This is a genomic window from Enterovibrio sp. FF113, from assembly GCF_041439165.1.
In the GTDB taxonomy this organism is placed as follows: Bacteria; Pseudomonadota; Gammaproteobacteria; order Enterobacterales; family Vibrionaceae; genus Enterovibrio; species Enterovibrio norvegicus_A.
The window spans coordinates 38,636-52,446 of the sequence record NZ_JBGONO010000010.1; the positions used below are offsets into that span (position 1 = coordinate 38,636).

The following is a 13,811-nucleotide window of genomic DNA, read 5'->3' on the forward strand; positions in this document are numbered from 1 at the left end:
GCATCAGTGGGTCGATGAGTAGTGCCCTAGAGCGTCCCTGATTTTCCAGCCGTGAGGTTGCATTAATGTCAGACTTGGGACCTGGCAGCATTGCGTATTTTGTCTCGTATCCGACGACTAATAACAACAAATAATCGAGAAAAAATTGATATGAAAAGAATGTTGATCAACGCAACTCAGAAAGAAGAGTTGCGCGTCGCATTGGTTGACGGTCAGCGCTTATACGATCTAGATATCGAAAGCTCTGGTCATGAATCGAAAAAAGCAAACATCTATAAAGGTCGTATTACCCGTATTGAACCAAGTCTTGAAGCAGCATTTGTAGACTACGGCTCAGAACGTCACGGCTTCCTTCCTCTTAAAGAAATTGCTCGCGAATATTTCCCTGCCAATTATAGCTACCAAGGCCGTCCCAACATCAAAGAAGTGTTGAAAGAAGGCCAAGAAGTCATTGTTCAGGTTGATAAAGAAGAACGTGGTAACAAAGGCGCAGCCTTAACCACTTTCATTTCTCTCGCGGGTAGCTATCTGGTTCTTATGCCTAACAACCCTCGTGCTGGCGGTATTTCTCGTCGTATCGAAGGTGAAGAGCGTAGCCAACTAAAAGAAGCGATGTCCGGTCTTACACTGCCTCAGGGCATGGGTTTGATCGTTCGTACTGCGGGCGTTGGTAAATCAGCTGAAGAACTCGAGTGGGACTTGAAATATCTACTGAATAACTGGGAACGTATCCAGGGCGCAGCAGATACCAAAGTGGCCCCTTTCTTGATCTATCAAGAGAGTGATGTTATCGCTCGTGCATTCCGTGATTACCTTCGTCGTGACATTGGTGAAGTGCTGATCGACAGCGAAGCTGTATATAATCAAGCACGTGAGCGCATTCAGGCTACCCGTCCTGATTTCCTTCAACGTGTCAAACACTACGAAGGCGAAGTTCCGCTATTCAGCCACTATCAAATTGAGAGCCAGATTGAATCTGCGTTCCAACGTGAAGTTCGTTTGCCATCAGGCGGTTCAATTGTTATTGACCCAACCGAAGCACTGACCTCTATCGACATCAACTCTGCACGTGCAACAAAGGGTTCTGATATCGAAGAAACCGCACTGCAAACTAACCTAGAAGCTGCTGATGAAATTGCACGTCAATTACGTCTGCGTGATCTAGGTGGTCTGGTTGTTATCGACTTCATCGATATGACGCCAGTACGTAATCAGCGTGAAGTTGAGAATCGTCTGCGTGAAGCTGTTCGTATGGACCGCGCTCGCGTTCAAATCGGTCGTATCTCTCGCTTTGGTCTGCTAGAAATGTCACGCCAGCGCTTGAGCCCGTCTCTTGCAGAAGCTAGCCACCACATCTGTCCTCGTTGTACGGGTACAGGTGTAGTACGTGATAATGAATCACTGTCATTGTCTATCTTGCGTCTGATTGAAGAAGAAGCACTGAAAGAGAACACGTCACAAGTCATGGCGATCGTTCCTGTTCCTGTTGCTTCCTACCTTCTGAACGAAAAACGTCGTTCTGTTCAGCACGTAGAGAAGTATCACAATGTTCGCGTTGTGATCGTACCAAACGCCAACATGGAAACGCCGCACTTTGAAGTGGTTCGCGTCCGTGGCGGTGATGAAAACACAACATTGTCATACGAACTGCCACAGCATCTTGATGCCATTCGTGAAGCTGAAAGCAAAGAAGAAGCACCTGCAGAACGTGTTGTTAAGAAGCGTGAAGAACCTGCATTGCAAACTTTCGCTGCGCCTGCATCGCCAACACCGGCTCCTCAATCAGCGGCGCCTGCACCTAAGGCTGTTGATACAACACCTGGATTGCTTTCACGCGTTGTTTCTTTCATCTCTGGCCTGTTTGCAGGTAAAGAAGTAGAAGAAGAGAAACCGCAAGAGCCTGTACGCGAAAGTCGTAATCGTCGTGACCAAAATCGTTCACAAGATCGCACTCGTCGCGGTTCACGTGGCGTCCAGCGCGATGAGAATGGTCGAAACAATGAACGTAGCGAAGGCCGCAAACCTCGCCGTAACAATAGAGAGCGTCCAGAAAACACTGAGCGTAACGTCGAGCGTCAAGAGAAGCCGGCGAAGAAGCAAACTCGCAAGCCAGTTGAGAAGGTTGAAAAAACCGAACAACGTCCGCCAGCGAAAGTAGCGAAGCCAGTAAAAGAAGATGCCCCTGCGGTTAAACAAGACGTTGTTAAACCAGACGTTGCTAAACAAGAGAAAGTGGAAAAGACGGAAAAAGTGAAACAACGCCGTCAACGCCGCACCCTCAACAAGAAAGTGCGCCGCGCTGATTCTGCACAAGAAGCAGAAGCCATTGCAGCTAGCCCACTACTAGAAATGGGTCAAGCGGTTGCGACTGAGGCGAAAGCCGAAGTACAAACCACTGAGTTTACTCATTCAGTAGATGCGGCAGAAAACACAGAACAACGTGATGAGAAGCGTCGCAACCGTCGTTCTCCACGTCACTTGCGTGCTAGCGGCCAGCGCCGTCGTCGCAATAATCGGGAAGAAAACGAAACGTCTTCGACTGAACAAGCTCTTGATCAATTGGACATGATGGAGACCTCGGTTTCTGTTGTCGAAAAACGTAACCAAGTGGTGTTGAAATCAGGCGTTGCTTCTCCAGAAATGGCGATGGGTAAAGTATGGCCGTCAAAAGCTGCTATCAAAGCCCCTGTCGTTGCTGAAGTTGTTGCTGAAGCACCAACAGCTGAACAAGCCGTTGTTACTGAAAAACCTTCTTTGGGCGGTGTGGCCTTCCCTGAAATGGCAATGGGTAAAGTATTCCCACGTCCTTCTGCACCAAGCGTGCTGGAAGAAAAAGCCAAATCAGAAGGCACTGAAACACTGAGCGAAGAGCTTCCTGTTACTATCAACGCGCCTGCAGAAGCACAGCCAGAAACCGCTGTGGTAGACGCTGCCGAATCACAAGAGACAGAAGCAGCTAAGCCAGAAGCTAAAGTTAAAGTTAAAGAAGTGATGGAGGCAAGTGAAATCCCAGCGGTTGAGCCAGCTAAGGCTACAGAAACCCCTGTGATTCGCTATCGCCAAGTTGCTGCGCCAATGGCGAAAGCACCCGCACCGGAAAGCAACACTGCAGCACTTAACGTTGCTATTGCTGACTTCCGTAGTGATGTTGCACAAACCAAACAAGCAGGCAGCGATACCGCGACGAGTCGCGCAACAGCACCTGCCACCAAACCGAGTTTCTAAATAAACAAGGTTTGACGAAAAGAGCCATGCTTGTCATGGCTCTTTTTTTATTTCTATCTTTATCAAGCCGACTTAAGGTAAAGACTGGACGTATGATATCGCTTCAATGACAACATCTCCTTTGATGCCTAACGAAGCTTTCATTCACCCTATCGCTACGACATGACTAACTTATTGTTCAATCTGCAAAGTTTTCACCACCACTGTTTACAATAACGTTACTAACATTGAACAAAATCACACTTTTCGGTAGTATTCGCAGGCGATTTACCTCTGCGACACTGTGATTTCGCAGAGTCATATTTTTTGGCGATAGCCTTTTAACTCAATATTTAAGAAGTAATCCAACACGATGTTTGAATTTCCTAAATTCCCCCAACACTCAGTTAAAAACGACGTACTGTCTGGACTGACTGTTGCATTGGCTTTGGTGCCAGAAGCAGTTGCTTTCGCCTTCGTCGCTGGTGTAGATCCCATGGTTGGTCTCTACGCTGCCTTTATTATGGGTCTGCTGACTTCCATCCTTGGTGGTCGTCCCGGCATGATTTCTGGCGCAACCGGTGCAATGGCTGTCGTCATGGTCAGTCTGGTTGCTCAACATGGTGTTCAGTATCTTTTTGCTGCTGTCATGCTCGCCGGTCTTATCCAAGTTTCCGCAGGTGTATTCAAGCTGGGTAAGTTTATCCGCATGGTGCCGCATCCTGTAATGATTGGTTTCGTAAACGGCTTAGCCATCGTCATTTTCCTTGCACAACTTGGACAATTCAAAGCGCCTGACGCTTCTGGTGCCCTTGTTTGGCTTCAAGGTGAGCAAATGTTCTTGATGCTTGGGCTGGTCGCTATCACGATGGCTATCATTCACTTCCTGCCGAAGCTAACAACCTCTGTGCCTTCATCTCTGGTGGCTATCGTTTCTGTTACCGCCGCGGTGGTATTGCTTGATTTGGATACCCGCAACGTTGTCGACTTCCTGCGTTCAATGAGTGGCGATGAGAATGCAACATTGGCAGGTACACTGCCAACGTTCTCCATTCCATCCGTTCCGTTTAGCCTTGAAACGCTCTATATCATTCTGCCTTACGCACTCATTCTTGCTGCGGTTGGTCTAATCGAGTCGCTGCTGACGCTAACTGTGATTGATGAAATGACGGGTACTCGCGGTCGCGGAAACCGTGAATGTGTCGGTCAAGGCGTCGCTAACGTCACCTGTTCAGTGTTTGGCGCAATGGGTGGCTGTGCCATGATTGGGCAATCAATGATTAACGTTAACTCAGGTGGTCGTGGCCGCTTATCAGGTATCATGGCAGCCATTGCCCTGCTCTGTTTTATTCTGTTTACCTCGTCACTGATTGAAATGATCCCACTAGCAGCACTCGTTGGTGTCATGTTCATGGTGGTGATTGGCACATTCGAATGGGCAACGTTCAAGCTTGCACGTCGTGTGCCTAAAAAAGATTTCTTCGTGATCGTACTTGTGACTGTCGTGACAGTCATGACCGACTTGGCAATCGCCGTTATCGTAGGTGTCATTGTTTCTGCTCTGATGTTTGCGTGGGAACATGCTAAACACATCTTTGCTGCCAGCCACATTAACGAACAAGGGTCAAAAATTTACGAAGTAAATGGTCCTTTGTTCTTTGGTTCAGTTGCGAATTTCCTTGAGTTATTCGACACGCAAAACGACCCAGATGACGTCATTGTTGATTTTGGTAAGTCACGTGTTGTTGATCACTCGGCCATTGAGGCAATCGACACGTTGGCAGATCGCTATAACAAAGCGGGCAAAACACTGCACCTTCGCCATTTATCACATGACTGTCAGGCATTGCTAACCAAGGCGGGTAGCTTGGTTGAAATTAATCATATTGAAGATCCAAACTACAAAGTTGCAGATGATCTATTGGGCTAACCCTCTGCATCACGCATCGGTTTGAGGTCTGAGCAATGAAAAAAAGCGAGCTATTTAGCTCGCTTTTTTTTATGAAACAATATTTAACTCGGATTCAATTAGAAACTCACTGAGGAATAATCACGGTATCGATAACATGAATTACCCCATTTGACGCTATGATGTCCGTTGCGACCACGTTAGCGTTATCTACTTTGACGCCATTAGATGCATCGACTTTAATCATGCTTCCTTGTACCGTTGGCGCTTCAGTCATACCGATCACATCAGCAGCCATGACTTTTCCAGGGACCACGTGATACGTCAGTATCGAAATCAATTTATCTTTATTTTCTGGCATTAGGAGACTTTCAACCGTGCCAGCGGGAAGTTTAGCGAAGGCTTCATTGGTCGGTGCAAACACCGTAAAAGGTCCTTTTCCTTGCAACGTTTCGACTAAGCCAGCAGCAGCAACGAGGGTACTAAAGTCAGGGTTGCTTGCTGCAATCTCAACAATGTTCTTTTTCATTCCATGATGGTCAGCCTGGACGCTAAATACACCAAACATTAATGCACACACTGTTGCCAACAGGGTAGATTTTACTGACGACAAAACCTTTGCAGAAATCATAAGATTTCTCCTTCTTCAATACGCTATCTAAAATGGGGCGGACGCCCCAAGCCTTACTGATCAGCAGAGATGAATACGAGGGTGTCGGTGAATTAGATTACGCATACGGTTTGTTTTTTCATCGAAAGGCATCGTTTCATCAATATATTCTGTCGATCATTCGATTGAGTAGCGCTAGGTCTCGCAGCAAAGAGACATGAAATGTTGGAAGTTTTTCGTCGCCGAAGTTTCAAAGCTCTCATCCAACACGGCAACGCTTTTAATTCGATCTAGACGAAAATTTCGGTATTCATCGCGCAATTCGCACCAAGCCACGAGTGTCCATACTTTCCCCCAGTACACTTGTCCAAGTGGATGAATAACCCGTTTGCTTGTCACCTTTTCGCCAGTTTCATATTCAATGCGCACTTTGGATTTTTCTGATGCTGCTGCGCGCAATACGTCACCACGCGCTGCATGGTCACTTTCAACATGAAACGCTGGCACAGCAAGCGGAAACGCTTCAATTTGCGCTTTCAAATGTTCCGGTAAGATAGAGTGAATTTTACGAGAGGCAGATTCCGACGCAGAGGCAAGGCGTTTATCCGACCAAGCTTCAACCATCTTCATACCCAGTTCCAGTGCTAGCATTTCTTCTTCGGTGAACATCAACGGCGGCAAATGAGACCCTTTGCCAAGCAAATAGCCAACCCCTGCTTCACCTTCAATGGGCACACCCGAAAGAAGCAGAGATTGAACATCACGGTAAATCGTGCGCTCACTGACACCTAGCTCGTCAGCCAGTGCATTTGCTGTCACCGCGTAACGTTTAGAACGTAACAGTGTCAGCAATTCAAATAAGCGCTCCGATTTACTCATTCATCATTCCTGTTTGTTATTTCGTTATAGAGAAGAACTACAGATACTCATTTTGACGAAATCGGTAGCCATAACAAGCGATGCCTCATCGATATGAGAGACCATCTTCTGTGCAGACTCATTGCTCATAAAATGATTAGAAGCCGCTTTCGCATTTGCCATACTGTCCCAGTAAATCACATCAAGCCACTCTAGCGTTTCTTCGTTCAAGCTTAGTGAGCGATATTGAAAGCCAGCACTTCCCTTAACAAAAGCTGTTGTACCTTCAGCGTCAGACAAGAAACTTTGCACATCCGTGCCTTCATTCAATTTAAAGCGAACGGTTTCGACAACGTTTTCCATGGTGCTTTCTCCTTCTGTTTGGGTTAGAAGAAGCTTACTGCCAGCTACTGACAGAACATGTCAGGAGTGTTTCTCTCTGCCTCAGGGATTTGTATAATCGCTGTCTAAACACCTAATAAAAGCTAAGAATATAGATGTCGCTAAGCCAAGAGTTAGAAAAATTGCTCGAACCTATTCGCGGATTTCTGCATTGCGAAACCCCTCAAGCATGGATTGATGAAGCGATAAAGCCTGAGAATGAAACTATTTTGTTGCGCGATCATGCCAACTGCGAATTAAAAGCCAGCCAGACCGCCATGTGGCTGATCCGCAAATACGCCATCGATGAATCAAGCGGTGCGCTACTGCTGGAATGGGCTAAACCCTATGAGGATTTTGTTTATCTCTGCAAAAAAGACGGTATTTCCCAATCCAAAAAAAATGGCCTGAGTGCTCCTCTCACGCCAAAAGCAGGCTTTGCACATAGCCAAGATCTGATTGATAAAATGGTTCGCCTCATCAAAGAAGAATTCCATCATTTTGAACAAGTTGTCGAAATTATGGAAAAGCGCGACATGGCTTACTCATCACTGCCAGCCGGTGGTTATGCTCGCGGGCTGATGAAAAGCGCGCGTACCCATGAACCCGCTACGCTGATCGATAAGCTGATCATCGGCGCGTACATCGAAGCGCGTTCGTGTGAACGTTTCGCCAAAGTTGCCCCGTATTTGGATGAAGAGCTGCGCAAGTTCTATATTTCCTTACTGCGCTCAGAAGCCCGTCACTATCAAGATTACTTAAAACTGGCGGAAGCCATTGCAGGTGGCGACATCAGTGATCGCATTAAAATCATTGGCGAGAAGGAAGCCGCGTTGATTCAAGCGCCTGACAATACATTCCGCTTCCACAGCGGTGTTCCTGCTCTGGCTGCTTAATCCTTCTGGCAGTAGACCTTGTCAGCTGTCTTATTTCACGGCTTTTTCTTTTGAATTCAAGCAATCATGGATTTGTATCAAGGTTGCGGCTTGCACCAACCCTTCAGGGCGTGTAAACAGAGATCTTAAGTCTGAACGAGAGCAAGGATAAACATGTTCAAACAACTCAAAGCGTCTCTAGGCATTGGCGCTACCACGGTCGACACACGAGTAGAAAATGAATCCCTCTATCAGGGAGAAATGCTCAGATGTGTCGTTCGCATTAAAGGTGGGAACATTGAGCAGCAGATTGAAGCAATCTCGTTGAAGCTATGCACAGAAGTGAAAGTGGAATCTGATTCAGGGGTGAGTTACGAATCATTTGTGCTTGGATCAATGCAAGTAAACGACCCGTTCGTGGTCCAACCGGATGAAGAAAAAGACGTGGCATTTGAATTAAAACTGCATGATGAAACGCCAATCACAGCAGTCAATGCACGTTCCAACAAATGTCACGTTTGGCTTGAAACCACCTTGGACATAGATTTTGCCATTGACCCAAGTGATCGCGACTTCATTGAAGTCCGCCCATTGCCCGTGGTTCAACGTGTCCTCAATACGCTAGAACGTGAAGGGTTCACCATGGTCAAGGCAGACGTGGAGAAAGGCCAACTTAATGGTGACGGATTCACTTCACTCTCAGGTTGTTATCAAGAACTGGAATTCAAAAGCAGCGGCATGTTTAACCGTAAAGAAATTGAACTCTCGTTCATTCTCGATGGCAATGTGATTCATTGCTTGGCGGAAATCGACCGCTCATTCGGTCGCGGTGATATGTTCCGCTCATTCACCATTTCACTTGATGCATCAGAAGGAGAAGTCGAACAAGCATTGGCTTCAACGCTGCACGCATGATTTGACAATAGCGCCCAACTTTATCATTCGAAAGGTCAGCGTAAGCTGGCCTTTGTTGTTTGTCCCCGTTTTAAACACTGGGAGTGGCATTTAAACAACAAACTCGATTTAATCAGCAGAAATCTCAACACCTTGTTAATGTCTTTGTTATAAATAAGGTACTTCACGCAGTAAGGATGACAACGATGAGTGCAAAACAGCGGGACATAACATTACGCTTTCTGGCAGAGCCGAGTGATGTGAATTTTGGTGGGAAAGTTCACGGAGGGGCAGCCATGAAGTGGATTGACCTCGCTGCGTATGCCTGTGCTGCAGGATGGAGCGGTAAGTACTGCATTACAGCTTATGCGGGCGGTATTCGTTTCGTTGCGCCGATTCACGTTGGTAACTTGGTCGAGGTCAGTGCCAAAGTGATTTATACCGGCAGCTCATCGATGCACATTGCCATTGATGTGCAGGCAAGCGACCCCAAAGAGCTTAAAAATCGTCTCACTACCCATTGCATCGTGATCATGGTTGCGGTAGATGAAAACGGAAAGCCAACACCCATTCCAAAATGGATTCCTGAGTCAGATGAAGACAAAGAATTGGAACAATCCGCGATTCGCTTAATGAACATGCGTAAACAAATCGGCGAAGAAATGGAAGCGCATGTAAAGCTGTATAAATAGCATCAATATTATTCACAGCAAAAAGACCGTATCTGCGGTCTTTTTGCTTTTGTCAGTCACTACCATTCAGTTCCATATCTAAACAGAGTCGTGCTATTTGAAGACAGAGAATGCCACTTTGAGTACGTCTCTCACCTTTTCAGGGGCCTCTCCTCGCGCTCGCTGCGCCAATGCTGCGGTAAGTTGAGCATCAATGTAAATAGCCGCAAGCTGATTCGACATCGTACTCGACATATCGCCAACTTGTCTGGCTTGCTCTACGCGCTGCTCGATAAAACCCAGAAATTGCAGATGCGCGTTTTCGAGTGCTGATTGGGTGCTTTTTCCCAGTAGATGCTTCACCTCATTCATTTTCACCATCATGCAGCCATCAGGAGAATCACATCGCTCTTCAATGGCAAATTCAACAAGATCATCAAGCACATCATTAAAAGCAAGTTTACTACCTAGCTCGTTTAACTTTGGTAAAAGAAAAGTTTCCAAATAGGCATTTAGCGCCGCTTTCATCAATCCGTCTTCGTTATCAAACTCTCTATAAAGGCCAGGTTTAGAGACTTGCGCCAGTTTACAAATCTCATTGATTGAAACGCCCTTTGCTCCTTGCTTCCAGTAAGCCAACATTGTCACATCGAGGATATGATCACGATTAAGGGTTTTGGGTCGCCCTCTTGATGCTTTCACTGTGGTCTGATTTTTCATTTGGTACCACTTGGTATTTTATTATTGACACACTGAACTGAGTTGATTAATGTACCACTTAGTATTTAATTAAACAATCAAGGATGTCTACCATGACGGAAACAACACGTGGATTAGTACTGTTAACGGGCGTATCAGGATTTATCGGGCTTCATTGTGCAAAAGAGATGCTGCAACAAGGTTATAGCGTGAGGGGGTCTGTTCGAAGCAAAGAAAAAGAAGACGAAGTTCTGGCAACACTTCATGCCGCATCCGTTGACACCACTCATCTGAGCTTTGTCCGATTGGATCTGACCTCAGACAACGGTTGGGCGCAAGCTGCTGAAGGCTGTGACTACATCATGCATGTCGCCTCTCCGTTCACGATCGCAAACCCAAAGACTGAAGATGAAATGATCACTCCTGCCGTTCAGGGTTCGATTCGCGCTCTAAAGGCTGGCGAAAGTGCTGGTGTTAAGCGTGTTGTTCTAACGAGCTCTATCCTATCGATGATGGGTTCGATGAAAACGGGGACATTTGGACCTGAAGATTGGACAGACACCCAATCCAAAACCATCAACACGTATACCAAAAGTAAGGCCCTTGCCGAACGCGCTGCTTGGGAGTTCATGGCGAGCCAATCTGATAAAAATAAAATGGAATTGGTGGTGGTTAACCCTGGTGCCGTATTCGGCCCATCACTAGGCAAAAATATGACCGGTCAGACCATGACACTGTTTAAACAAATGTTACAGGGGAAAATCCCTCTTGTTCCTAACTTCGCCTTTCCTATGGTTGATGTACGTGATGTCGCCAAAATTCATGTTGAAGCACTGACCAACACCGAAGCAAACGGCAAGCGCATTATTGTTGCAACCGCAGAAGCACACAGCTTTCTTGAGATCGCGCAAATACTAAAAAATGAAGGCTATAAAGGACCAAGCACCAGAAAAGCGCCTGATTTTCTATTGCGCATTACGTCTATTTTTGACCGTGAAGCAAAAGGAATGCTGGGAATGTTAGGCATGAATATACAAGCAAACAACACTGAAACCCGCACCCTATTCAACTGGACACCTCGAACAATGAAAGAATCGGTTCTAGACACGGCAAAGTCAATTAAAGCCATTCAGTAGTCATTCTTTTGAACCAGCTCAGCTTTAACTTCATTCGGCGCTTTAACGTCACTGCTTTTTCTGGTTAACGAACAAAAAGGCCGCATCTGCGGTCCTTTTGTATCTACAGCGAACGGTTGTTGGTACACGTTCGGCATATTAACCCATTGTCGGCATCGTAAAGTGGCTTCTGTGTTTTTCGAGGCGAACACTGGTCGGCCAACGTGTTGTGACAGTTTTCATCCGGGTATAGAAACGCACGCCGTCGTTACCGTGCACGTTTAATGGGCCGAAAATTGAACGTTTCCAGCCACCAAAGCTGTGGAAGGCCATTGGAACGGGAATCGGCACATTCACCCCAACCATACCCGCCAACACGTCTTCGCTAAATTGACGCGCGGTTTCGCCGTCACGCGTAAAGATAGCGGAACCATTGCCATATTCATGGCTATTGATGAGTTCAAGTGCCGTTTGATAGTCAGGCACACGCACAACAGATAATACGGGGCCGAAAATCTCTTCTTGGTAGATGCTCATGTCTGGTGTGACATCATCAAACAAGGTCGCGCCAACGTAGAAGCCATTATCATGGTCTTCGACTTTACAGTTTCGACCATCAACCACCAGCTTCGCACCTTGTGCTTCACCCGCGTTGATGTAGCCGACGATTTTCTCTTTGTGCTGCGCAGAAATCACTGGGCCCATATCGTTTTCTGGACCATCGATAATGCCGGGGCCCACGCGCATTTTGCTGATGCTTTCGGACAAAGAGGCGATTAGCGTATCCGCCGTTTCATCGCCAACAGCAACAACGACGGACAACGCCATGCAGCGCTCCCCTGCAGCACCAAAGCCTGCGCCCAAAATTGCACCACTCGCCATCTCCATGTCCGCATCTGGCATCAGAATACAGTGATTTTTTGCGCCGCCTAGTGCTTGGCAGCGTTTGCCGTGCGCAGACGCTGTGCTGTAAATGTATTCTGCAATAGGTGTTGATCCGACGAAACTCACCGCCTGAACACGCGGGTCTGTCAGCAGTACATCCACAGCTTCTTTGTCACCGTTCACCACATTGAAGACACCATCTGGCAAACCTGCTTCTTTGAGCAATTGCGCCAACGCAATCGCCAAAGACGGATCTTTTTCAGACGGTTTTAATATGAAGGTGTTACCCGTAGCAAGGGCAATAGGAAACATCCACATTGGCACCATTGCGGGGAAATTGAAGGGCGTAATCCCAGCACAGACACCCAAAGGTTGCATGATGGAGTGGCTATCGACGCCAGAGCCTACATTGGCCGAGCTTTCGCCTTTTTGCAGATGCGGAATGCCGCACGCAAATTCCACCACTTCTAAGCCACGCGTCAGCTCGCCGACTGCATCGGAATAGACTTTACCGTGCTCATTGCTGATCAAGCGAGCCAGTTTGTCTTGATTGGCTTCTAACAACGCTTTGAATTTGAACATAACGCGCGCACGACGAAGCGGCGGCGTTTTTGCCCATTTTGGGAAAGCAGCTTGTGCCACAGTAATTGCCTGCTCCACTTCTTGTGCTTTGCTCAATACCACTTGACGAGTTTGTTCGCCGGTTGCTGGATTGAACACGACACCAAAGCGGTCAGTGGTGCTTTCGGTGATTTCACCGTTGATAAAGTTGTGTACGGTTTCCATGTCTTGGGTCTCCATGCTTTCAATTATATCAATCCGGCATGACGAGCAAACGCAGCCAAATTGTTGTATCCCATTGTTGCGTAAGTGAGAGGATCAGCGATAGACGGGTCTTGTTCCGCTTCTACCACCAGCCATCCTGCGTAATCGCTTCGCTTCAACACATCCATTACTGGGGCATAATCAATACAGCCATCCCCCGGTACAGTGAACACGCCATTCAATACCGCATCAAGAAAGCTCAGCCTGCGATTTTTCGCATCATCAAGCACCGCTTGGCGCACATCTTTGCAATGAACGTGGTTGATACGGGCGGCATGGCGCTTTGCGACCGCAACCGGATTACCACCGGCATAATGAAGGTGCCCCGTATCCAGTAATAAGCCAACTTCTGGCCCTGTTTCCGCCATGAGTCTATCAATGTCGCTTTCACTCTCTATTACCGTACCCATATGGTGATGATAGGCAACTTGCACGCCTTGAGACTGCGTGTATTTAGCAAACTCTGTGAGTTTTTTGCCGTAGTCATCCCAACACTTTTCTGGAAAGGCAGGGCGACGTTCAACGGGCACAGCTTGATTGCCATGAATACAGCCCGTGACTTCAGCAAACACCATTACTTTCGCGCCGAGGGCTTTAAGCAATTTAAGGTGCGATTGCGCAGCCTCAATTTCTTGTTCCACTGAACGGCTCAATAACTCGCCTGAGTACCAACCCGAAACTAGCTTTAGTCCGTGTTTGTCTAAAATCGGCCCAAGCACGAAATCATCACGCGGGAATTTATTGCCCAGTTCAAAACCTGAAAACCCCGCCTGTTTTCCTTCCGCTAAGCAAACATCCAGCGGCGTTGCAGCGCCCAGCGATGGAAGATCGTCATTTGTCCACGTCAGTGGGTTTATTCCTAATTCAACAGCCATGATGCTCTCC

Annotated in this window: 12 protein-coding genes; 6 read left to right on the top strand and 6 right to left on the bottom strand. The window is 47.1% G+C overall.

The genetic code is table 11. The features are described from left to right. Positions 1-159 precede the first annotated feature (159 nt). Positions 160-3,225 carry a ribonuclease E gene (gene rne / locus ACED36_RS09670; protein ID WP_371733210.1) on the top strand — a complete coding sequence of 1,022 codons (3,066 nt, stop codon included), beginning with the start codon at positions 160-162 and terminating at the stop codon, positions 3,223-3,225. 352 nt (positions 3,226-3,577) lie between these two features. Beyond that, entirely contained in the window at positions 3,578-5,134 is a 1,557-nt protein-coding gene (locus ACED36_RS09675; protein WP_017004111.1) for a SulP family inorganic anion transporter, read from the top strand. Positions 5,135-5,240: 106 nt separating this feature from the next. Here ACED36_RS09675 and ACED36_RS09680 read toward each other — a convergent pair whose 3' ends face one another. The 3 genes from ACED36_RS09680 to ACED36_RS09690 form a co-directional block, all read right to left on the bottom strand. Further along, complete coding sequence (locus ACED36_RS09680) at positions 5,241-5,744, bottom strand: fasciclin domain-containing protein (protein WP_371733168.1); 504 nt, start codon at positions 5,742-5,744, stop codon at positions 5,241-5,243. Positions 5,745-5,918: 174 nt separating this feature from the next. Continuing rightward, positions 5,919-6,602 (bottom strand): helix-turn-helix transcriptional regulator, encoded by a 684-nt coding sequence (locus ACED36_RS09685; protein ID WP_371733169.1) that lies wholly within the window; start codon positions 6,600-6,602, stop codon positions 5,919-5,921. A 24-nt stretch (positions 6,603-6,626) separates the two neighbouring features. After that, positions 6,627-6,944, bottom strand: a complete 318-nt coding sequence (locus tag ACED36_RS09690; protein WP_017007502.1) for a hypothetical protein — start codon at positions 6,942-6,944, stop codon at positions 6,627-6,629. Between the two features lie 134 nt (positions 6,945-7,078). On the opposite strand from ACED36_RS09690, the gene ACED36_RS09695 reads away from it, so the two are divergent. The 3 genes from ACED36_RS09695 to ACED36_RS09705 all read left to right on the top strand — a co-directional run bounded on the left by ACED36_RS09695 (position 7,079) and on the right by ACED36_RS09705 (position 9,423). After that, entirely contained in the window at positions 7,079-7,858 is a 780-nt protein-coding gene (locus ACED36_RS09695) for a tRNA-(ms[2]io[6]A)-hydroxylase (RefSeq protein ID WP_017004115.1), read from the top strand. Positions 7,859-8,011: 153 nt separating this feature from the next. Next, on the top strand, positions 8,012-8,752 hold the full coding sequence (locus ACED36_RS09700) for a sporulation protein (protein ID WP_371733170.1): 741 nt from the start codon (positions 8,012-8,014) through the stop codon (positions 8,750-8,752). A 185-nt stretch (positions 8,753-8,937) separates the two neighbouring features. After that, positions 8,938-9,423, top strand: coding sequence for an acyl-CoA thioesterase (locus ACED36_RS09705; RefSeq protein WP_016961371.1), 486 nt, complete (start codon positions 8,938-8,940; stop codon positions 9,421-9,423). Positions 9,424-9,516: 93 nt separating this feature from the next. Here the strand turns inward: ACED36_RS09705 and ACED36_RS09710 are convergent, their stop codons facing one another. Next, complete coding sequence (locus ACED36_RS09710) at positions 9,517-10,122, bottom strand: TetR/AcrR family transcriptional regulator (RefSeq protein WP_016961370.1); 606 nt, start codon at positions 10,120-10,122, stop codon at positions 9,517-9,519. A gap of 92 nt (positions 10,123-10,214) precedes the next feature. Here ACED36_RS09710 and ACED36_RS09715 point away from each other — a divergent pair, with 92 nt between their 5' ends. After that, positions 10,215-11,237 carry an aldehyde reductase gene (locus tag ACED36_RS09715; RefSeq protein WP_016961369.1) on the top strand — a complete coding sequence of 341 codons (1,023 nt, stop codon included), beginning with the start codon at positions 10,215-10,217 and terminating at the stop codon, positions 11,235-11,237. 138 nt (positions 11,238-11,375) lie between these two features. On the opposite strand, the gene ACED36_RS09720 is transcribed toward ACED36_RS09715, so the two are convergent. Both ACED36_RS09720 and iolE read right to left on the bottom strand, forming a co-directional pair. Next, on the bottom strand, positions 11,376-12,887 hold the full coding sequence (locus ACED36_RS09720) for a CoA-acylating methylmalonate-semialdehyde dehydrogenase (protein WP_016961367.1): 1,512 nt from the start codon (positions 12,885-12,887) through the stop codon (positions 11,376-11,378). A gap of 23 nt (positions 12,888-12,910) precedes the next feature. Then, on the bottom strand, positions 12,911-13,801 hold the full coding sequence (iolE, locus tag ACED36_RS09725; RefSeq protein WP_016961366.1) for a myo-inosose-2 dehydratase: 891 nt from the start codon (positions 13,799-13,801) through the stop codon (positions 12,911-12,913). Positions 13,802-13,811: the final 10 nt, after the last annotated feature.